Consider the following 22,227-nt stretch of genomic DNA (forward strand, 5'->3'; position numbering starts at 1 on the left):
GTCAATCCCAAGGCTGCGTTTCGAATTCGAAGCGAACCTTGAAAGTCTGTCGGGCCCCTTTGGGCACCGGATAACCGACGATGCCGACCAGCTTTTCGAAGATGACCTTGTCGGCCTTGGCTTCCCAACCGTCCTTGTTGTTGTGGATCAGTACGCGTTTGCCGGCGGCGGATTCGAAGGTTTGGTCGTAGAAGATCTTCAGGAAGATCGGCTGCTCGCGCCGCAGGCGAAGCTGCGCCTCGAGCGGAAAATCGACGCCTTCGGGCAACGCCGTGGCGCCGTCGCGACCGCTCGGGGCCATGTAAACCCAGCCGCCGCGTCCCTGTGTGCGCAGCGGCAGCAGCGCGAGATGCGAATCGGCGATCTGGGTGCGGTTGAAGTGGGGATCGAAGGCCACCGACGAAAGATCGATGAGCGGAAGCAGCGTGCCTTCAATCTGGATACCGACAGGCGTGAACGTGTAGGTGCGCTGGTGTTCGTAGTGCCGATTCTTGGACGGACCTCCGACCGCGATCACGATCTTGTCCAGCGAACGCTCGACCAGCCGGAAGGTTTCGACGGAAAACCGGGCGAAATTCTCGCGGCCCTTGGTCATGGTGCCCTCAACGCCGCCGGTGTTCTTCGACATCACAATGCTGATCGGCCACTGGCCGGTCCGCGACGACAGCGGGACAGGATGATCCGCCGGCACGTGCAGCGCGGTGATGTTGCCGGCGTCGTCCTGGCGGACGACGGCCTGCCAGGACGGAATGCCGATGTAGCCCGGACGCCCGCTGTAATGAATCGTGAATACACCGGGTTGCTCCTCCAGTGTCAGTTGTTCCGGGCGGGTCTCGGCCGCGACGCGCCCGGCCGCAAAGACGAAGGCGGTCACGAGTAGCGTGAGGCCAAGGTGGACGGAAAGGCGAGGGGAGAGGGTCATGAGAAAGCAGGGCTGCGCCGTCCGGCGCGGGCAACGCGGCGGACGGCGGGGGGCGGGGTTATTGCAGCTCCGACAGGCGTCGGGCCGCGGGTTTCAGATCGAACAAGCTCGAAAGGTCGACCGGCTGGCCCGTCGCGATGCTCTGGTTCGCCGCGATGCCGACGAGGATCGAAGCCGCCCCCTGTTCGTGACCGGCGGCGCGTTGGAAGGGATCGGCTGGCGGCTGGGGCGAAAAGATCTGCTCCTGCAGCAGGGGATCGCTGCCACCGTGGCCGCCCTTGGGACGGGGAACTTGGATCTGATAAGGTGTTTGGAAATGCGGAAACACGCGCAGTTCGGGCTCGCGCGCGCCAAGATGCTCCTCACCGACCGCGGCACTGCCGATTACGTGGGCACCGTGAAGTTCGCTGTATTCGATTCGGCCGCGGTCGCCATTGAAGGCGACACGATAGCCCTCGTAGGGGCTGTAGGCATTGAGCGAATAGTTCAGCAGCGTGCCGTCACGATAGCGCACCAGCACCGCCATCGCGTCCTCGATGTCGATGTCGTCGCGGAAAACATTTTGATCCCGCACGTAGCCGGTCTCTTTTTCCGCCCCGAGATAAATGGCCTGCTCCATGGCCGGGTCCCGGATCATCGATCGGTTGTAGTCGTAGGCGAACGGATCGTGATTGACCGCGTTACCGTGGTAGCGGGAGTAGCGCGTCAGGGCTTCGTCGCCGCGAGCGATCGCGTTCTGGCGTCCGTAAAACTGCAGCGCGCCGTAGGCGACAACCTGGGCGGGAATCGCGTCGGTCCACCAGTTGACGAGGTCGAAGTGGTGCGTGGATTTGTGAACGAGCAGCCCGCCGGAGTTCCGCTTTTGCGCATGCCAGCGTCGGAAATAATCTGCGCCGTGGCTGGTGTTGAGGAGATACTCCATGGTGACGTGTCGCACGCGACCGATCGCTCCGGAGGCGATGACTTCACGGACCTTCGTCGGGCCGGCACCCCACCGGTAGTTGAAGGCGACGCGGACGGAGTTGCCGGTCTCGGCGACGGCCTGAAAGATGGCAGCGCATTTCTCCGCTGTCGTCGTCATCGGTTTTTCGGTGATGACATGGCAGCCTGCGCGCAGCGACTCGGCGATGTAGCGATCGTGTTCGCTGTCGATCGTGCAAACGATCACGGTGTCCGGACGCGTCTCCTGCAGCATGCGGCCGAAGCTCGCGGCATCGTAGACAGGCACCTCGCGATACCCGAATTGCGACCGCAAGCGGTCACGATGGTAGTTCGCCCGGACCAGACTGGAATCGCACAGGCCGACGATCTCGGCAGAGTCCGCGAATTGAAGCGGTATGGGATCGAGAAACATGCGGACACGGCCGCCGGTGCCGACATAGGCAAAACGTGTGGGCCGCCCGACCTTCGAGGGTGCGGACGGAGCTGGGGAATTCTGAATGATCATGCGAGGAGAGATCCGGGCTCGCGACGCGCAACCGCGTCGTTCAGGGAGCCCTTGCCCCATTTAATCTAATGCGCATTAGATATAGTCCAGCGTTAATGCATTTCTTCGTCAGGGTCGTCGCAAAGACCTTTGTGGCGGAATTTTTTGCGTAAAATTTGAGCCTCGATTTATTGGCAACCGCGTTTGAGGAAATGCGTTTCGGCGCGGGCCGCCATCCGCCGGGCGGCCGTGGCCGGGTGGGAGAGTTTCCTTGCTATTGGTGCCCCCCGCATAATTCTGGCGACGTCTGGCGCCGGACCTGAGTGCCGCGTGCAGGCAACCCAACTTGTCTATGGCTCGCAGTGCAGCTTCCTCGAAGAAACCGGTTCGGCGCACCACGCCGGAGCCGATCATGTCGATTCCCGATTTCGCCAAATACCTCGGCCTGTCGAGCTGGACGGTGTCGCGCGCGATCAACGGCCATCCCGAAGTAAGCGAGAAGACCCGCCGGCGGATCATGGCGGCGATGGAAGAGGTGGGGTTCCGTCCCAATCCGCTTGCGCGTGGTCTCGGCGGGCGCCGCACCAGCATGATCGGCGTGTGCTTCATGGGGCTCGGCAATCCGATCCTCGATCGGAAGGTCTATCATCTGCAGGAGTTTCTGCGGCGGCATCAGTTGCGCAGTCTCCTCGAAATGCGGTTGCGCGATGTGCAGCAGGAGGTGCGTGCGATCGAGGATTTCCGGCGCATTCACGTCGACGGCATCGTGCTCATCCACTCCGAGCTCGACGCGGCCACGTCGCGAAAGGTGTTGGGCGATACTCCGTGCGTACACGTGGATCCGCACGAGCCGCAGCCGACAATGTGCGTTTCGGTGGACCGGCGCCGCGCGATGCGCCTGCTGATGGAGCATCTACTGCGGCTCGGGCATCGGAGCTTTGCGCTGCTGGGGATTGGTGAGGACGATCCGTGGCGTTGGTCCGCTCTGGTGGAGACGGCCGAAGCGCACGGTCTCGATGCGTCGCGCGCACTCACGGCGGTCAAAGGCATGCCCGAGGTGGAGAGCCAGATCGAGGCGGGCGAACTCATGGCCGAGTCCGTCCTGAAATGGCCGAAGCGTCCGACGGCGCTGATTGCGCTCGACGACCGCATGGCCCTGGGCGCGATCCAGGCGTTGAAGAACGCCAACGTCGACGTGCCGCGGGAGATGTCGGTCACCGGTTTCGACAACCTCGACCTCGCGCGCAAACTGCATCCGACGCTCACGTCCATCGAACAGAATCCGCTTCGGCTGATGGAGCGCGCCGGTGCGCTTTTGCTCGAGCAACTCGAGCTCCCCGCGGACCAACGCGGCCGGGCCGACGCCGAGACGGTCGCGCCCGAGTTAATCATTGGCGAATCGACCGGACCGGTCTGGCGCGCCTGACAATCGAATGCGGGGAGGTAGGGCGGGGTCTCCTGACCCCGCCGAATTAGCGCAGGTTTTTACCTGCGGGGCAGGAGCCCCCATAGCGCATCTGCGGAGCGCGGCGCCTGGGAAGAACGGCGCCTGACGGCCCCAAATCACCGTCGGCCCAAATGCGGTTGTGATCCTCACGACAGATTGCGGCCACGCTGCCGCGCGGACCGCGGCGAAGGCGCGCGGCGCCGGACCGCCTGTATAGAGCTAAGTCGGGCGGCGAATATCTGCTTGCGTCGCCCGGGGACTTGGGTGTTGTGCGGAACACATGCGCATTGGAATTTTAGCGGCGCCATTTCGGGCGGTGCGGGCTCTCGCAGGTATCCTGGCCCTGAGCGGGGCGTGTTTTCCCGGTGCGACGCGGGCGGTCGCGCTGCCCGTGTTTCCGCACGCGATCGGCTTCGGCACCGACACTCCCGCAGGCCGGGGTGGCGCGATCTATCGCGTGACCACACTCGCGAACGACGGTCCGGGATCGCTTCGTCACGGCGTCGAAAACATTACGGGCCCGCGCGTGATCGTCTTCGAAGTGTCGGGCGTGATCCGCCTGGAATCGGATCTCGTCATTCGTCACGACGGACACGGCGACTACGGCTTCCTCACGATTGCGGGCCAGACCGCCCCGGCTCCAGGGATCACCCTCGCGGGGGGCGGTCTCAGTATCCAATCTCATGATATCCTGATCCAGCACCTCGCGATCCGGCCGGGCGACCGGCTCAAGCCGGTCGACAATCGCGATTGCATCAAGATCGGCGGCTACCCGGGGCACCCGGTGCATCACGTGGTGATCGATCACGTGTCCTGCAGCTGGGCGGTGGACGAAACCGTCTCGACGTGGAGCGACCGAAGCTCCGTCGAAGACGTGACCTTCTCGTCCTGCATTTTCAGCGAGCCGGTTGTCAACGGCGGCCACAGCAAGGGCTCGCATCCCTACGGGCCATTGGGTGGCCGAAACACCTCCCGGCTTTCGCTGATTGGCAACCTCCTCGCGTTCAACTTCGGCAGGAACCCGCTGATCCGCGACGAGACCGGCGGCGCGCAGATCGTGAACAACTTCATTTATCGTCCGGGCATCTGGTCCAACGGCGCGATCTACATCGGCGACCTCACGCTGCCGCCGCACGCGGTGTCGGTGATCGGCAACATCATCGTGCGGCATCCCGTGCCGTTCCAGCTCGAGATGACGGGAACGGACGGCGTACGAGCGCGGCGCGATTTTGCCGCGAGCGATTATCGCAACACCGCGATTTACGTGCACGACGTCGTTTCGCCGGAGGCAGGCCTCTATCTGCACGACAACCGCGTGCAGAACCCGCAAACCGGCGCCTGGCATCCGTCGGATGGCGACCCGTGGAGCACGGAGATTTTCAAGGACAGCACCAAGCATCCCGTCGCGCACCTGACCTCGGATCCCTATGCGAATTCCGGCGGGACGTCCTGGACTCCGTTGTCTTCCGAAGAGGTGGAGGCGGCGGTGCTCGCGCGGGCGGGGCAGCGGCCGGCGGAGCGCGATGCGATTGACGCGGCCCTCGTGGCAAAAGTCCGCGCGCGGACGGGATCGTTTCTTCAGGATCTCGCGGGTGAAGATCCGTGGGCTCCCGTCGACCTGCAGCACGTGCGGTCGCTGACCTTGCCGGACAACCCCCACGGCGACGACGACGGGGATGGCTACACGAATCTCGAGGCGTGGCTGCATGGACTCGCGGCCGCGCTCGAGAGCGGTCGACCTCGCGGTTGATCCTTTTTTTGCGAGACCGGCCCATCCGCGGGCCGCGTCCTGTTCCCGTCTGCTTTCTTCCCCCACTACCATGAAACCCTCGAGTTGTTCCCCCTTCAGATTCCTGGGCGCGGCGGCTGCCGCATTGCTCAGTTCCGTTTTGACGTTTGCCCTTCCTGTCGTGCCCGGAGCCGTCGGTTTCGGCACCGACACGCCAGCGGGGCGCGGCGGCATCGTCTATCGCGTCACCAACCTCAACAACAGCGGTCCCGGTTCACTGCGCTTCGGCATCGAAGATGCGAGCATGCGGCAGCCGCGGGTGATCGTCTTTGAAGTCTCGGGCGTGATCGACCTCCAGTCGGATCTGGTCATTCGCGACGATTCGTTCGGCGCCTATTCGCACCTGACGATCGCGGGCCAGACGGCGCCGTATCCCGGCATCACCCTGCGAAACTACGGCATCAGCATTCGTTCGCACGACATCCTGATCCAGCACATCGCGATCAGACCGGGAAATCTCGTCGGCACGCAGGGGCAGCTGGACAATCGTGACGCGATCAAGATCGAAACTCCCGCCGGTGTGACGGTTTCGAACATCGTGCTCGATCACGTTTCCTGCAGCTGGTCGGTCGACGAGATGGCTTCGATGTGGGGCGCAAACGGAGCGATCACGAACGTCACGTTCCTCAACAGCATTTTCGCGAAACCGATCATGAACGGCGAGCCAGACGCCAGCGGCCACTCGCGGCTGCGCAGCCATTCGGAAGGCACGCACGGCTTCGGCCCGCTCGTGGGGCCGAACACCTCGAACATTTCGCTGATTCGAAACATTCTGGCGTTCAACTACGGCCGGAATCCTGCGGTGGCCAACGCCACGGCGGGCGCGCAGATCATCAATAACCTCATCTATCGGCCCGCCCCGTGGCCGAACGGCGTCATCCGTTTCGACAACATCACCGCGGCCCCGCATCAGGTCTCGGTCGTCGGCAACGCGATCGTTCGCCACCCGACGCCGTTCGTCATGGACATCACGCGGCTGCCGGATCCGTCGATTGTCGATCCGCAGACGCTCATCACCACGCCGACGGACCATCCCAGTTTCTACAGCACGGGCATCTATATCAGCGACAACGTGTCCGCCAGCGCCGCGTTCTATCTCGCGGACAACCGGCTCCTCGATCCGCAGAACAACGCCTGGCTCCTGAACGAGGAGATCGTCCGCGATCGCTCCGGCACGCCGGTGACGCGACTCGAGGCCGACCCTTATGCGAACTCCGGCGGCACGTCGTGGGCGCCGTGGCCATCGGATCAGGTGGAAGCGAATCTGCTGCTTGGCGCCGGCAAATTTCCCGCGCAGCGCGATCCGATCGATGCGGCGCTCATCGGCGAGATGCTCGACCGCACGAAACCGTATCCGGCCGGCGGCACGTTTCTCGAGCGATTCTCCGATCTCGGCTCCGATCCCTGGGCACCCGCCAATCTGCAGAATCAGCGTTCGCTCGAGCTTCCCGCCAACGGCAACGCCGATGATGACGGCGATGGTTACACAAATCTCGAAGAGTGGCTGCACCTCATGGCTGCGGCGGTCGAAACGGCCGACAACGTCCCGCCCGTCGCGAATGCCGGCAGCGATCAGACCGCGGTGGTGCACGGCGAGCCGACGGCGGCGGTGACACTCGATGGCCGCGCTTCCTATGACCTGAACGGCGATGCGCTTGCCTACACCTGGTCCTGGCCGGGCGGCAGCGCCACCGGGGCGACACCGACGGTTTTGCTGCCGGTTGGCCAGACGATCGTGACGCTGGTCGTGACCGACCCGTCAGGCGCGACGAGCACCGACGCCGTTACCGTCGAAGTCGTCGACGTGCCGCCGCCGGTCGCGTTCGCCGATTTGAACTTCACGTATTCTGGAACGCCAAAGCCGGCGACCGTCGTTACGTTCCCCGAGAACCTCGCAGTCGAGGTGCTTTACGATGGTAGTCCGACTCCGCCAACGTTGCCGGGCTCCTACGAGGTCGTCGCGACGATTCTAGATCCAGCGTTCAGCGGCACCGCGCGTGGCACCTTGGTGATCGCACCCACCGCGTTTGTGCGGCACGCACCCGCGATCAATGGCGGGGTGGACGGTTCGATCCAGGTTGTCCTGCCGGAGAGCATCACGTTGAACAGCAGCGCGAGCGTGAACGGCGATCTGCTCGTCGCGGGCACGCCCGAAGTGCGGATCAACGGCACACCGAGCTACGGCGGAACGATCGATGGCGAAGGTGCAGCCTCGCCGACGGCGCATCGGATCACGCTCAACGGCGGTGCACGCCTGCGCCACACGATGCGACGAATCGATGCACCGGCGTTGCCGACGGTCGCGGCACCGATCACGCCGTCCGGCACGAGAAACGTGTCGCTCAATCATCCGGGCCAGGATCCCGGCGATTTCGCGACGTTGCGGAATCTTACGCTCAACAGCGGCGTCGGCGCGATCGAGGTTCCGCCCGGCACCTACGGCAACTTCACCGCGAACAGCGGCAGCGGCTTTCGCCTCGGTGTTGCGGGTGCGGCCCATCCCGCGATCTATCATCTGCAAAGCCTCACGTTGAACAGCGGAAGCCAGCTGCAGGTCGCGGGGCCGGTCGTGATCACGCTCGCGAACACGGCGATGTTCAACCACGCCACCGTGGGTGCGGCGGCGAATCCCGGATGGCTCACGTTGCAGGTTGCCTCGGGAGGCGTGACACTCAACGGCGCGGTGGCCTTTCACGGCGCGATCGTGGCTCCGTCCGGCACGATCGTGCTGAACAGCGGCGCGCAACTCGCGGGCCGGGTGGTCGCGAATCGGCTGACGGTCAACGGCGGCGCGACACTGCGGCAGACGGCGGACGCGGTCGCACCGGCGATCGCGATCGTCACGCCAAGCGATGGCGCAACGATTAAAGGCGTGGTGAGTGTCACGGCCGAGGCGAGCGACGATCGCAGCGTGGTCGGCGTTCAGTTCAGGGCCAACGACACGAATCTGGGCGCCGAAGTCCGCACCGCGCCTTTCGCGTTGGAGTGGAACACAGTGCCCACGACTGAAGGCGACTACGTGCTGACCGCCGTCGCGCGCGATCGTGAAGGCAACACGACCACCTCGGCACCGGTGAACGTCACGGTCGCAAATGCGATCTTCGACACCTTCGAGACCGGTGCGGCCGAGGAGTGGATCTCCGATGGCGGCACGTGGACCGTCAGTTCAGACGTCGGCACACGTGTCTACCGGCAGACCAATCCCGGACTAACCGCGGTGCGTTCCGTGCGCGCGGACACGGATTGGGCCGATCAGGTCGTCGAGGCGGATGTGACGCTGCGCGAAGTCACGGGCAACAACCGCTTCTTTGGCGTGCTGGCGCGGCACGGTGCCACTCCGAACAACTACTATTACCTCGTGTTGCGGACCAACAACACGATCGAGTTGAAGCGGATCGTGAACAACGTCGCGGCGAACATCGCGCCGCCGGTGACGTCGTTTCCGGTCGCGGTCGGAACGACGTATCGTCTCCGGCTCGAAGCGATCGGTTCGACGTTGAAAGGTTATGTGAACGGCGAGCTGAAGATCCAAGGAACGGATACAAGCTTCACCTCGGGTTCGGCCGGTCTGCTGACGTTCTTCAGCGACGTTGCGTTCGACGACATTCACATCGATCCGACGCCGAACCGTCCGGTGCTGGCGGCCGACGATTTCGAGGATGGCGACAGCGAGGGTTGGACGACATTGGGTGGGGCGTGGTCGGTCGCGGCCGAAGGCGACAATCACGTGCTTCGTCAAACCGAAGCGACCGGCCTCGCGTGGGCGCACATTGGCAGCGGCGGCGGCAACCGTCAGATTATCGACGTGGAGATTAAGCCGCTCAGCTTCGGCGCCGCGGACGGATGGTGCGGACTGACCGTGCGTCACCTCGACGCCGCGAATCATTACGCGGTCGCGCTGCGGAACGGAGGCATGCTCGAGTTGCAGAAAATCGAAGGTGGCGTCACGACGACGCTCGCCACGAGTGCCGCGACGATCGCCGTGAACGCCTGGCAGGCCTTGCGGGTCGCGGCGGTGGGCGAGTCGCTCAAGATTTACCTGAACGGCCGCCTCATCCTGCAGGCGACCGACGCGGCCTTCTCGACCGGTTCGGTAGGATTCATCACGTCGTCGGCGAGCGCGGAGTTTGACGACTTGGTGGTCGTCGCTCCGTAGTCGAGAACTTGTCTTGCAGCCGGGCGGAAAATCCTCCGCCCGGCTTGTCCGAGCACGGCGATCGACGTCTCAGTCGGTCGCTCCAAGTGAGGAGCGTGGTGGCGAACGATTCAGCGGGATCGCCACGGCGCGCATCGCGCTCCGCGCGATGACAATGCGGCCGCGACGCCAGTAAGCTTTGAGCGGAATGCTCTCGCCACGACGGTTGCCGAGTCCTGCCCGATACGGAGACGTAAAAATGGCGCGCTGGCTTTCGCGCGGCGCGCCAGGAGCGAGAAGCGGCGTAGCCGTTGCTTACGGCGAGGTGATCACGATGTCGTCGAAGTGAGCGCTCGCGGAGAACGTGCCGACACCGGCTTTGTTGGCGTTCACGATCGGTGAAGAGGAATCGCTGCCGGTGAGTTCGAGCACGCCATCGACGTAGGCCTGCAGGGAAACGGTCGAGGTGCCCGTCACCACGAGCCGCAGCGTGTGCCAGGCGGCGAGATCGAAGCCCGACGGCATCGTTTTGACGGCGAAGCTCACCTGTCCGCTGGAGGTGAGTTTCTTCAGCTCCAGATCGCGGTTGTTTCGCAGCAGCAGGTAATAGGTTTCCGTCGGCGAGGCGAAGCGCGCGAAAACGCCCACCCAGCTGTTGCCGTTGAACGTCAGTGGCTTCACGTCCGTTTGAATCGATTGATTCGCACCCGGCAGATTGGTGAGGTCCGGTGCGATCGCGCGCGCGCCGACGCTGAGGGAAGTGGCCGATTGGCGAAGCCCATTCGAACCGTCGGCAACCACGCTCCAGCTGCCGCCCATCCCGGTCCAAGTGGTGTCCCAGCCGGTTGAATTGCCGTCGTCGAAGTCATCCGTCAGCACCGGCACGGAGGTGACGTCCGGGCTGGCGAACACGTCGTCGAAATCTGCCGAAGCCCGGTAAGTGCCGATCGCGGCGCGACCGGATGCGAGGGACGTGTCGGTCACGGGCGTGAACGTCGCGGAGGCGTTGTTGGAGAGATTCGTCACCACGGCAGACACGGAGGTGCCGGAGACGACCAGGCGAACCTTGTAGGTCGTGCCCGCGGTGATGGGAAAGTTCTGGGCGGTGGCGAGATTCGACGCGGCGCCGTTGACGACCTTTTTGAGCTCCACCTGGCCCAGGTTGCCCGTGCCGACGCCGTTGCGGAGAGCGACGTAGTAGCCGTTGTTGATGTCGACGTAGCGGGCATAGACGGCGGCGAACCGGCTGGTGCCATCGAAGCTGACCGGCGTCACGCGGGCCTCGACGACTTGATCCTCCCAGTTCGTGCCGTCGAGCATTGCCCGGGCGCCGCCTGTCAGGTCGCTCTGCCGATAGGCGCCGGAGGTCACCGCCCAATTGACGGCGCCGTGCCAGGTCCAGCCATTGTCGTTGCCATCGCTGAACGTATCGAAAGTTGAGATACCCAGATTGGCGGGACCGCTCCCGCCGCTCGTGCCCTCGACGTCGGCGGCGAGACTGTGCAGCCACCGTTCGAGATTGGTGTAGCCGTCCGGATTCACGGTGTTGGGTGAGCCGGGCAGCGTGAGGACGCGGGTATTCGTCAGGTTGACCGGCGCCCAGGGATCGGTGCCGAGGTCGGACAAGCGTTCGAGAAACGTGCCCCCGGCGGGCTGCGGATTGTTGCGGTTCTGGATCTTGGTGATGAGGGCGGCGTCGATCGCATCGCGATTCGCGGGAAACTTGCCGGCCCGGGTGAGCAGATTGTCAGTGACGTCTGCCGACGCCCAGGGCGTCCAGACGGTGCCGCCGGAGTTGTCATAATAGTCAGAGGTGCGGCGCGTCACCGGCGTGGTGGAGCGGTCGCGCAGAATCGAGTTATTGAGCAGCCACGAGCCGTTCTGCGGATCGAACAGACGGTTATCGTCGAGATAGAAGGTCGCGCTGCTCGACACGTCATCGAAGATGTAGATGCCCGTGCTGTAGAACTGCGTGAACGTCGTCGCGGTGGTGATCAACTGCTGCGTTGCCGGCGGTGCGGGCATCTCCGTGATGTCCATCGTGAACGGCAGCGGATGCCGGATGATGGCGTTGCCGATCACGGACGCGGTCTGAGGCGACCCGGAAATGGTGTTGAACCGAATGACGTTGTTGGACCACGGGCCGGGACGATAGATCAGATTGTTCACGATCTGGGCGCCGCCGGAGGAACTGGAGACCGCCGGATTTCGACCGTAGATGAACGCGAAGATGTTTTGGATCAGCGAGACATAGGAGGTGTTGGGGCCCACGAGCGGGCCGAAGCCGTGCGTGCCCTCCGAGTGGGTCCGCAAACGCGAGTGGCCGCTGCTGTCGGGCTCGCCGTTCATGATCGGATCCGCGAAGATGCAGTTCAGGAACGTGACATTGTTGATCTGGCCGTTCTGCGCCCACAGCGAGGCGATCTCGTCGACGCTCCAACTGCACGAGACGTGGTCGAGCACGATGTTGGAGACCGTCACTCCGGTCGGAGGCTCGATCTTGATGGCGTCGCGATTGTCGAGCTGGGTGCCCGTGAAGACATGATTTCCCGGACGAATGGCGATGTGCTGGATGAGGATGTCGTGGGACCGGATGCTGATGCCGTAGTTCTTGAGCGTGATGCCAGGAAACGGGGCGGTCTGGCCGGCGATCGTCAGATGCGAGTAGGCGCCGAATGAGTCGTCCCGGATGACAAGGTCGGACTGGAGCTCGATCACGCCGGAGACATTGAAGATGATCACGCGCGGTTGTCGCATGCTGGCATCCTCGATGCCGTAGCGCAGCGAGCCCGGACCGCTGTCATTGAGGTTGGTGACACGGTACACGGTGCCGCCGCGTCCCGCGGTGGTGTCCGTGCCGAAGCCGATCGCACCGGGGAACACGGGCAGGGCGCTTGCGGCCAGGGGGCCGAAGAACGCAGCGGCTCCAAACAGGAACGCGCGCAGACATTTCGCATCTGGTATCTTCATGGGGGCGGAACGAGATGATCTCCCAGCCCGACCTCGGCGCGTCTTGAACCGCACCAAACGCAGTCGGGGGAATTCGGGTCAGGCCAGGCGGATCGGGGTGCAGTGACGGCGTCGAAAAAGCGAAAACGAAAAACGGGCCGGACCGCGCCGGGAGCGCGGTGCTGGATTCGTTTCACGATATCACATGCGCATGTGAATTCAAGCGGCGCGGCCGTTTACTTGCACTATAAGGCGTCAGCCCCCAGCGGACGGCGCATGATAAGGACGGCCGGGGGCGGGGTCGTGGGCCGGAGGCGGCCCGCCGACCAACCGAAGCAAATGCGCTTTTGAGCTATCGCGGGCGACGATCTCCGGCATTTTCTACCACCGGCGTCGAAACCGCCACCGAACGATCGATGGGCAGGACGCCTCCGGCGATGGACCTGCGCGCGGTGCGCGTCAGGGCCCAACCTGTCGCCAGCATGAACATCGCGCAGAACGCGATCGCCAGGCGGCCGGTCAGCGGATTCGGCAGCAGCACCAGAAGGAGGATGAACACACCGTAGGCGAGACACAGTCGGCCGATTCCGAGCGTGCCGCGGTGGTTGACTTCTTCAACGGCCTCAGCGCCGGGTTCGACGGGCTTGTGCATCGTTTCGAAGAAGCGGTCGATTTGGGCGGCGCGCTGCGGAGGAATGCGGTGGCCGAACAGGGCGGCGGCGCCGAAGAACCACAGGGAACTGACCACCGTCCCGGAAATGGTTACGGCTGCGAAATGATGGCTGCCCGTCCATTGGAGGAGTGCGGCCAGGCCCGAATCGGGCGATACCCATCGAGCGAAGAGGGTATGGGCGCTACCCACCACCGCACCCACGGCGATTCCGACGAGGACCGTGGACCAGCCCGCCCAGTCCGGGACTCGCCGCACGAGAAGGCACCACACCATCGGCACGGCATAGGGAATGCCGAGCAGGGCGGTGAAGCCGAACATGAGGTTGAACACGCCAAGATCTTTCCACGTGCTGTAGAGCAAGGCCGTGAGGATCACGATGCCCCCGAAGGCCAGCGTAGATAGGCGGCCCGCGAGCACCTGCTCGCGTTCGCTGGCGTGCGGCCGGATGAGCGGCACATACACGCTGCGCACGAATACGCCGGCATTGCGGTTCAGGCCATGATCCATCGAAGAGAGCGTCGCCGAAATGATGCCGGTGACCATCAGCCCCAACAGACCAACGGGCAGGCTTTGCGCCGCCATCGCCACATACGCCGCCTCGCTTGGTTTGGTCAGTCCCGGAAATTGTTCGGCGAGGTTCATGTCCAGCGCCCGGGCGGCCAGCGGCGGCAGAAACCAGAGCAAGGAGCCGGTGCCGTAGAGGACCATGGCGAGCAGCGCTGCGCGTTTCGCCTCTTTGCCATCACGGACATTCAAGTAGCGACCAGCACCGTGCAGCGCGTTCTGCACAAAAAATTTCTCAATAAAGATCGCCAGCAGCCACCACTTCCCAAACCCGAGCGCATCGGAGGAGGCGATGCTCCAATGCGATTCGGGTAGGCCGGCTTGGAAACCGGACCAGCCGCCGACTTTCACCCACGCCCACACGGCGGCGACGATCGTGATGGGAAGCAGCATGAGCGCTTGCACGAAATCTCCCGCCACCACTGCCCATTGCCCGCCAGCCGCGGCCACGAACACGACGGCAACGCCGCAGAGAAGAATCGTGGCCTGCAGTTCGAACCCAAACACGGGCGAGCAGAAAATCGCCAGACCGTAGAGCCAGATACCCGCGACGATGATCCCGATCGGAAGCGTGAGCCACGTAAAGACCTGCTCATTGGCGGGTCCCATCCGCGCGCGCACCGCTTCCATCGACGTGATCACCCGCGTCTGGCGCAGCCACGCGGCGAAACCCGCCCAGTTGCAGAAAAAGCCGAAGGCGCCCGCCCAATAAATCGCGAGCACGACCAGGCCTTGATCGAACGCGAGCCCGGCGGCGCCGGTGAACGTCCACGCACTGAACGCGCCCATGAACGCAGACGTGCCGACCAGCCACCACGACATCCGCCCGCCGCCGCGGAAGTATTGATTACTGTCGCCGCCGAACCGCCGGAAGAACCAGCCAATGCCCACGAGGGCGGCAAAGAAGATCGCAATGACGGCGTAATCGAAGGGATGGAGCATGGGGTCGGTAGGGAAACGAGATGCGGTCGATCGTGCGACGGGCGGTCAGGTCGAGCGGTCGTAGGATTCGCAGGTGACGGTGGCCTCCGTGGGCTGTCCGGAGAGAAAGTGCTGGAGGTTGCGGAGCGCGTGGCGTCCAAGTTCTGGATACAGATCGAGCGTGGGGCCGCCGATGTGCGGCGAGACCAGCACCCGCGGCTCCTGCAGCCAGGGCGAAGTCGGCGCAATCGGTTCCTTGGCGGTCACGTCGACCGCCACGCGAATCCGCCCGCTGCGCGCCTCGCGGAGCAGCGCGTCTTCGTCGACGATGCGCCCGCGTCCGACGTTCACGAATACGCCGTCGTCCGGCAGCGCCGCCAGCACTTCGGCGGTCACGCTGCCCGTGGTGGCGGGAGTGAGGGCTTCGCAGTCGAAAATCACCTCGCTGCGCGCAAAGAGTTCCTCGAGTGACACGCAGGGTTCGACGCCGAGGTCCGTCATGACAGCCGCCGGCACGCCGGCCGAATAAGCCGCGAGCGCCGGGCGAAACGGCCGCAGCAGCGCCACCAATTCCCGGGCGATCGCGCCGAAGCCATGCAGGCCGACGCGGCGGTCGAACAACGAACGGGTTGCCAGCTGCTTGGCCGCCCGCGTCTCCGGCGGCTGGCGCATGAAGGCGGACCAACCGGGAGAATTGCGGAGCGCGCCCAGCGCGAGCAGCAACGCGTGCTCGGCGACCGCCGCAGCCGCGCGCGTGCCCCAGTTGGTCACGACGCCACCCCGCTCGAGAAAGGCCCGGGGGACCAGCCGTCGCACCGAACCAGCGAGGTGACAGACATAGCGCAACGGGCACTCCGGACCCTGCACCCACTCCGAAGGAATGGGCGGGGTTCGCCAAGCGCTCACCAGAATAGCGGGCGCCAGCTCGTCGAGCCGCTCTCGCCAACCCGTTTCGACGAGCTCTTCGTCGCTCAAAAATCGCCAGCGAACAGGAAGCTCGGGCAAGTCACGCTCGACCGCGCCGAGGAACAGCTCGCGTTCCTCCCGGTTCAGCGCAACAAGCCCCTGCACCGGGAGAGGGGATGGTGGCGTTCGCTGGTCCGACGATGAACTCATGACTCCAAGAGATTCCCGGTATCGACCATTGTCCTGTCATCAGCGAATCGCGACGCGCGCATCGCAAGCCGCTTCGTCACACCGCGGAGGGCAGGGGGCCTTGTTTCCTGAAAGGCGAACATGCGCGCCGAGGAACGACAGGAATTAAAAAATCACAAGCGCATTAGATAAAATTCGTGCTTTTGCGGAAAATCCTTGCCGATCGCGCCCGGTGGTTCCTGTTTCAATCCGCCCGCCGGACCCTTCACATCGCGGTCGTGCAATGACAGGGTTTTTGCCCAAGCTGAGTTGCTGCCATAAAATCAAAGCCGAATGTGAATTGCTGCCGGAGCCGCTGGCCGGTTCTCTTCGCCTCCTCTCAACCCCCGAAATCCGCCCGTGTTCCGCCCCTTTCGCCCGATCCTCCTCGTCGTCGGCGTCTTCGCCCAGGCGCTCGCCGCCGCTCCAGCCTCGCTTGAAATCGACGGACAAAGCTGGGGCGCGACGGAATTGTTTCACGAAAGCTTTGCCGATGAGAGCTGGCATGCCCGGTGGCAGGTCGAGGGGGACGCACAGGTGGAGGCGCACGATGGCCGGCTGAACGTCGTCACCCGGCGCGATCCCGCCACGGCGGACGCCGCGACGATCTGGTGGAAGGAGCCGCTGCCGGCGGATGTCCTCATCGAGTTCACCGCGGGTTCGACGCCGCCAGCGGACGACAACAACGCCGCCAACCTGAATCTTTTCGTTCATGCCCGCGAACTCGATGGGAGCGCCTACCGCGTCGGTCGCTCGGGAAGCTACGGAGAGTATCACAAGATTCCCAATTACATCCTCACGCTGACCGGCGGCTTTCAGGAAGGATGGGCGCGCGCGCGGCGCAATCCCGGTTTCAACCTCGCGAGCGAGGACCGCTCCTGGCGATCCGAAGTTGGCCGCTCCTATCGGTTCCGGGTCGCGATTGCCGGTGGGCGTGTGCTCGCGTGGATCGACGGAAAACTCGTGCACGATTTTCGCGATCCCGAGCCGTTGCCCGGCGGACATTTCGCGCTGCGCACTTGGCGCTCGCGAGTCTGGTGGTCCGATGTCCGCGTGTCGGCGCTCACGCGAAGCACCGCCGATCGCGCAGCGTCCCGGCCTTGGTTCCGCTCCGGCTTCGAACGGGGAGTGGAGTTGCGCTACGATGAACCGACGCGCGCCCGCGATCAGCTGAGCGGACGCGATGCGACGACGGGTTTCGACTGGTCCACCGATTTGCCCGCGCCCACGGCCAACTTCTTCTATCTCGTGCGGCATCCCCGGCCGTCAGACTTCGTGCGAACCGAACTGCGCGACACCGAAGGCCACGACGGAAAACCGACGCGCGCGTTGCGCATGGAGGTGCGTGCGCAGGATCCGACGGTGCGATCGGCGGGCATCCTCAACCGCAGCGAGTTTTCGCTCTTCAAGCCAGACTACCGCCAGGCCTACACGCGCTACTGGATGAAGCTCCAGGACAACTATCTCGAAGTCTGTCCGCGCGATCATCGGACTTCGTGGCGAATGTTTTTCGAGTTGAAGGAACCCGATTCAGGTGCGCCGCGACGGCATGCCACGGAAAATCGGCAAACCGGAACGAACAACTATCGCATCTCCTGCTACGTTCGGCGCAAACCTTCCGGCGAGCTCTACTGGCATGTTCGCGGCGAAGCGCCGCAGCCGTTCCGCCAGGTCGACTGGGATCTGTTCAACGACGAGGTGCCGGTGCCGGTGGGAAAGTGGTTCAAGGTGGAGGTCTTCTTCCGCCATGCCGACGACGGACTGTTCTGGCTGGCCATCGACGGCCGGCAGGTCGCGCTCCGCCGCGGCCGCACGCAGCAGCCGGACCGCCCGCTGCCCATCGGCTTCTGGTCTCCGTTCAAGCTCTACCTCAGTCCGGAGTGGCTGGCGAGCGGCCCGAATCACCAGTGGATCGACGACGTGGAGTTCTGGCCCGATTTCCCCGGGGACGCGACGGCGCGGGATGACGCGCAGGCGAATCGCTCGACCTTCCTGCCCGAAATCGCGGATGAAACCTCTGCGTCGTCACCCGGACCGAAAGCCACGCCATGAACGTCTTTCGATTTTCATTCCGCCGGGCGTTGGGCTGGGCGATCGCCGCCGGCGCGTTTTCGATGGTAAGCCTCGCCCTGCCGTCGCCGGGTCAACGCGAACCCATTCGTTTCAACACCGCCTTCGAAGGCGCCTCGATCGGCGCAGTCGAAACGATCGACGAGACGACGTTTCGCGTGCGCATCCGCGGCCAGCAGGACGAGCGCGGACGCAACCGACAGGCGACGTGGTATTATTTCCGGATGGATCACGTCGCCGGCCGCGAAATCACGGTGACGCTCACCGATTGGGTGGGGGAGTATAACGACATCCCGGGCACCGTGCCGATGAGCCCAAGGCTTCATCCCTGGGTCAGCGAAGACGGCGAGCACTGGCGGCGGGTCGAGGAAATGATCTGGGACGAGCGGGCGAAGGAAGCCACCGTGAAGCTGCACCCTGTCGCCGATCGCGTCTGGATCGCCCACCTGGAGCCGTATCCATTTTCCCGATTCTTGAGTCTGCGGGACGAAATCGACCGCTCGCCTCTCGCGCGGGTCGAGACGATCGGAAAGAGCGTACAAGGACGCGACCTCCACGTGATCACGGTCACGAATTTCGAAACATCTGACGCCGAAAAAAGGACCGTCTGGCTGCAAGCGCGGCAGCACGCCTGGGAAACGGGCACCTCCTTCACCATGGAAGGCGCGCTGCGTTTCGTGGTTTCCGACGACCCACGTGCGCAGGCGCTGCGCGACCGGACGATTTTTCGTTTCACGCCGATGGTCGATCCCGACGGCAGCGCGACCGGCGGCGTTCGCTTCAACGCCAATGGCTACGATCTCAATCGGCACTGGGATCACATCGACCTGCGCGACAAGGCCGTCCTCCGGGCGATGCCGGAAAGCTGGTATGTGAAGAAATCCATCGTCGGCTGGCTCGGCGCCGGCCAGCGCATCGATCTGCTCGTCAATCTGCACAACACGCGTTCCGAGTTTCTCGACAGCGCCGTCGATGAAGAACCTGCGCGTGCGTCGGTGCAGCGGCTGTTCGATCGACTGGTGCGCGACAGCCACTTCGATCCGTATCGGCCGCCCGGTTACGGCGGAAAGTCCGCGACCATGCTGGTGCTGTGGAAGGAACTTCGGGTTCCGGTGGTCCTCATGGAACTGCGCACCGAGCCGGGGCGGAAGAGCGCCACGCAGCCGACTGCGGCGGAGCGGATCGAGTTCGGCGCGCAGCTGATCGCCGCGATGGCCGATGCGGTGCAGCCGCCCGCAATCGAAACCGGAGCGCCGTACCAATGAGCCGCACCGTTTCCGTGCAAAAGATCCTCGCGGATCTCGTCGCCATTCCGAGCGTTCATCCCGAAGCCGATTCCGGCGGAACGACGCCCGGCGAGGCCGCGATGGCGCAGCACGTGGCGGAGACGCTGCGCCGGCTCGGCGCGGAGGTCCGTCTGCATGCCCTCGCGCCCGGACGCAGCTCCGTCGTAGCCGTATTCGAACCTTCAGGACAACCCGCCGCCACGGTCGCATTGGTGCCGCATCTCGACACGGTCGGCGTCGACGGCATGACCGTCCCGCCGTTTCAACTGACCCGGCGGGGCACCCGTCTGCAGGGCCGCGGCGCGTGCGACACGAAAGGTCCGATGGCGGCGCTGCTCGCCGCGTTTTCAGTTTGGGCGCAGTCGCGCCGGCGGCTTGCTTCGCGCACGCGCTGGATCTTCGCCGCGACCGCCGGCGAGGAGCAGGGGAGCCTCGGCGCGGAGGCCCTGATGAAAGAGGGATTCTCGGCCGATTTCGCGGTGGCACTCGAGCCGACGCAACTGCGCGTAGTTTCGGCAGCGAAGGGGCTCCTGCGCCTGTGGATCGATGTGCCCGGACGCGCGGCGCACGGCGCGACGCCCGAGCGTGGACGCAACGCGGTTTTTGCTGCGCTGCCGCTGCTGGCCGAGTTGCGCGACCAGGTTGCTCCGGCGCTCGCCGCACGCGTGCATCCCGTGTTGGGACGGGCGTCGCTGAACCTCGGCATCGTTGCGGCTGGCTCGGGATTGAACGTCGTCCCGGCGAACTGCCGGCTTGGCCTCGATCTGCGCCTGCATCCGGGATGCGATTCGCGCGAAGCGTTGCACCTCGTGCGCACGGCGATCGCCACCCACGCGCCCGGCGCGCGGCTCAGCCTCCACCGGCAGGGTCCGTCGTTCGTAACCGAACGCACGCTGCCGTGGGCGAGGACATTGCGACGAGTGGGGCGGGGCTGGGCCACCGCGGATTGGTTTTGCGACGGAAACGTCTTCGCCAGCCGGATTCCCGCGGTGGCCTTCGGCCCGGGTCGTATCGAACAAGCGCATACGCGCGACGAGTTCATCGAGGAGTCCGAACTCGAGGCGGGCGTAGGCGCCTTTCGCCGGCTGCTGGACGAGGAATCCGCGGCCCCGCAGAGACGCATCAAATCTTTGAAATCATGAAGTCGTTACGAATCGCGGTGCGCTCGCTCTGCCTGTTGGCCTTGATCGCGGCGGGCAGCCTGCCGCTGCGCGCCCAGCGTCTCGCGGTGGAGGGGACGCACGGCATGGTGGTTTCCGCCCAGCAGTTCGGCAGTGAAGCGGGGGTGGAGATTCTCAAGCGCGGCGGCAATGCGATCGACGCGGCGGTGGCCACCGGTTTCGCCCTCGCAGTCACGTATCCGGTCGCCGGCAATCTCGGCGGGGGCGGCTTTATGCTCGTTCATCTCGCGGATGGACGAGACTTCGCCATCGACTATCGCGAGACCGCGCCGGCGGCGGCGACGGCAAACATGTATCTCAGTCCCAACGGCCAGGCGATCGCTGGTCCGGGATCGTCGACGCTCGGCTGGCGCGCGAGCGGTATTCCCGGGACGGTCGCCGGTCTTGCGTATGCGTGGGAGCATTACGGGTCGGGCAAAATTTCGTGGGCCGACATCGTCGAGCCGGCGCGGCGCCTGGCGGAAGAGGGGTTCCCGCTCAGCGAGGGCGCGGTCGCAAGTCTCCGCAGCGCGGCGCGGCTGCTCGAACAGGATCCCGAGTCGCGGCGGATTTTTTTGAAGGAACGCCGGTTTTACGCCGCGGGTGAGATTCTCCGCCAGCCAGAGCTGGCGGAGACCCTCGCCCGAATCCAACAGCTCGGGGCGCGCGAATTCTACGAAGGTGAGACCGCCGCGCGGCTGGCGGACGCCATGGCGGCGCATGGCGGACCGCTAACGCACGCCGATCTGGCGGGATATCGGGTGATGGTGCGCGAACCGCTCCGCGGCTCGTATCGCGGCCACGAGATCGTAACGATGCCGCCGCCGAGTTCCGGCGGCATCGCGCTGCTGCAGATGTTCGCGATGCTCGAGCCCTACGATATCGCGGCTTTGGGACATCGTTCGGCGGCGAGATATCACCTTTTCGCGGAAGCGATGCGTCGCGCCTTTCGCGATCGCGCCGAATATCTCGGCGATCCGGATTTCGTCGCCGTTCCCGTGGCGCGGCTGCTCGACCGGGACTACCTCACACGCCGGATGACGGACTTCGATCCGCAACACGCCACCTCGAGCCGAGACCTGGCGCCGGGGCTGGGGCCGGTCGCCTCGCTGCCGCCGCCGGAATCGAAGGAGACGACGCACTTCAGCGTGACGGACGCCGCCGGTAATGCCGTTTCGAATACCTACACGCTCAACGGGTCCTACGGCTCCGGCGTGACCATTCCGGGTGTGGGCATCCTGATGAACAACGAAATGGACGATTTCACGACCGCGGCCGGCAGGCCGAATGCCTACGGACTGATCCAGGGCTCCGCCAACGCGATCGCTCCGGGCAAGCGTCCGCTGTCGTCGATGACGCCGACGTTTGTGTTGAAGAACGGCCGCCTGATCCTCGTCACCGGCAGTCCCGGCGGCCCCACGATCATCAACACGGTGCTGCAGGTCGTCTCGAATGTCGTCGATCTTGGAATGCCGGCGATGCAGGCGGTGGAGGAGCCGCGGATCCATCATCAGTGGCTTCCGGACGTCCTGACCTACGAACGTTACGGGATCTCCGCCGACACCGTCGCGGCGTTGCGCGCGCGCGGACACCACGTGGAGGAACGGGCATCGTATGAAGGCGCTTATCAGGGCGCGGCGTCGACGATCGCGGTGGATCCGGAAACCGGCCTGCAGCGCGGTGCGGCCGATCCGCGGCGACCGGACGCGCTTGCCGTGGGCTTCGATGGTCCGGCGCCGAGCGCGCGCTAA

At 64.8% G+C, this 22,227-nt stretch carries 12 protein-coding genes; 7 read left to right on the forward strand and 5 right to left on the reverse strand.

Translation table 11 applies throughout. From position 1 onward, the window contains the following. Position 1: 1 nt before the first annotated feature. The gene (locus tag AC6RV7_RS14680; RefSeq protein ID WP_500094764.1) at positions 2–922 is read right to left on the reverse strand and encodes a hypothetical protein; all 921 of its coding nucleotides are present in this window, start codon (positions 920–922) and stop codon (positions 2–4) included. 58 nt (positions 923–980) lie between these two features. After that, positions 981–2,369, reverse strand: coding sequence for a Gfo/Idh/MocA family protein (locus AC6RV7_RS14685; protein ID WP_500094765.1), 1,389 nt, complete (start codon positions 2,367–2,369; stop codon positions 981–983). A gap of 391 nt (positions 2,370–2,760) precedes the next feature. Between AC6RV7_RS14685 and AC6RV7_RS14690 the strand changes: the two genes are divergently transcribed. The 3 genes from AC6RV7_RS14690 (at position 2,761) to AC6RV7_RS14700 (ending at position 9,740) form a co-directional block, all read left to right on the forward strand. Next, entirely contained in the window at positions 2,761–3,774 is a 1,014-nt protein-coding gene (locus tag AC6RV7_RS14690; RefSeq protein ID WP_500094766.1) for a LacI family DNA-binding transcriptional regulator, read from the forward strand. 337 nt (positions 3,775–4,111) lie between these two features. Beyond that, the gene (locus AC6RV7_RS14695) at positions 4,112–5,545 is read left to right on the forward strand and encodes a hypothetical protein (protein ID WP_500094767.1); all 1,434 of its coding nucleotides are present in this window, start codon (positions 4,112–4,114) and stop codon (positions 5,543–5,545) included. Between the two features lie 160 nt (positions 5,546–5,705). Beyond that, entirely contained in the window at positions 5,706–9,740 is a 4,035-nt protein-coding gene (locus AC6RV7_RS14700) for an MBG domain-containing protein (protein WP_500094768.1), read from the forward strand. A gap of 294 nt (positions 9,741–10,034) precedes the next feature. On the opposite strand, the gene AC6RV7_RS14705 is transcribed toward AC6RV7_RS14700, so the two are convergent. The 3 genes from AC6RV7_RS14705 to AC6RV7_RS14715 form a co-directional block, all read right to left on the reverse strand. Further along, on the reverse strand, positions 10,035–12,689 hold the full coding sequence (locus AC6RV7_RS14705) for a hypothetical protein (protein ID WP_500094769.1): 2,655 nt from the start codon (positions 12,687–12,689) through the stop codon (positions 10,035–10,037). A gap of 331 nt (positions 12,690–13,020) precedes the next feature. After that, the gene (locus tag AC6RV7_RS14710; RefSeq protein ID WP_500094770.1) at positions 13,021–14,847 is read right to left on the reverse strand and encodes a sodium:solute symporter family transporter; all 1,827 of its coding nucleotides are present in this window, start codon (positions 14,845–14,847) and stop codon (positions 13,021–13,023) included. Between the two features lie 45 nt (positions 14,848–14,892). Then, positions 14,893–15,897, reverse strand: coding sequence for a hydroxyacid dehydrogenase (locus AC6RV7_RS14715; RefSeq protein WP_500094771.1), 1,005 nt, complete (start codon positions 15,895–15,897; stop codon positions 14,893–14,895). Positions 15,898–16,320: 423 nt separating this feature from the next. Between AC6RV7_RS14715 and AC6RV7_RS14720 the strand changes: the two genes are divergently transcribed. The 4 genes from AC6RV7_RS14720 to ggt are packed head-to-tail and all read left to right on the forward strand — an operon-like array spanning position 16,321 to position 22,227. Then, on the forward strand, positions 16,321–18,012 hold the full coding sequence (locus AC6RV7_RS14720; protein ID WP_500094772.1) for a DUF6250 domain-containing protein: 1,692 nt from the start codon (positions 16,321–16,323) through the stop codon (positions 18,010–18,012). Further along, entirely contained in the window at positions 18,009–19,295 is a 1,287-nt protein-coding gene (locus AC6RV7_RS14725; RefSeq protein ID WP_500094773.1) for a M14-type cytosolic carboxypeptidase, read from the forward strand. Before AC6RV7_RS14720 ends, AC6RV7_RS14725 begins: the two co-directional genes overlap by 4 nt. Further along, entirely contained in the window at positions 19,292–20,458 is a 1,167-nt protein-coding gene (locus tag AC6RV7_RS14730) for a M20 family metallopeptidase (protein ID WP_500094774.1), read from the forward strand. The genes AC6RV7_RS14725 and AC6RV7_RS14730 overlap by 4 nt, the downstream gene beginning before the upstream one ends. Then, a complete protein-coding gene (gene ggt, locus AC6RV7_RS14735) occupies positions 20,455–22,227 on the forward strand; it encodes a gamma-glutamyltransferase (RefSeq protein ID WP_500094775.1) in 1,773 nt (590 codons plus the stop codon). Before AC6RV7_RS14730 ends, ggt begins: the two co-directional genes overlap by 4 nt.

Source organism: Opitutus sp. sgz309028 (genome assembly GCF_059821195.1).

What these genes read in the sequence shown, in the direction of transcription:
- ggt (WP_500094775.1), top strand. Translation starts at nt 20,455, where the DNA reads ATGAAGTCGTTACGAATCGCGGTGCGCTCGCTCTGCCTGTTGGCCTTG.
- AC6RV7_RS14705 (WP_500094769.1), bottom strand. Translation starts at nt 12,689, where the DNA reads ATGAAGATACCAGATGCGAAATGTCTGCGCGCGTTCCTGTTTGGAGCC.
- AC6RV7_RS14685 (WP_500094765.1), bottom strand. Translation starts at nt 2,369, where the DNA reads ATGATCATTCAGAATTCCCCAGCTCCGTCCGCACCCTCGAAGGTCGGG.
- AC6RV7_RS14725 (WP_500094773.1), top strand. Translation starts at nt 18,009, where the DNA reads ATGAACGTCTTTCGATTTTCATTCCGCCGGGCGTTGGGCTGGGCGATC.
- AC6RV7_RS14730 (WP_500094774.1), top strand. Translation starts at nt 19,292, where the DNA reads ATGAGCCGCACCGTTTCCGTGCAAAAGATCCTCGCGGATCTCGTCGCC.
- AC6RV7_RS14680 (WP_500094764.1), bottom strand. Translation starts at nt 922, where the DNA reads ATGACCCTCTCCCCTCGCCTTTCCGTCCACCTTGGCCTCACGCTACTC.
- AC6RV7_RS14690 (WP_500094766.1), top strand. Translation starts at nt 2,761, where the DNA reads ATGTCGATTCCCGATTTCGCCAAATACCTCGGCCTGTCGAGCTGGACG.
- AC6RV7_RS14710 (WP_500094770.1), bottom strand. Translation starts at nt 14,847, where the DNA reads ATGCTCCATCCCTTCGATTACGCCGTCATTGCGATCTTCTTTGCCGCC.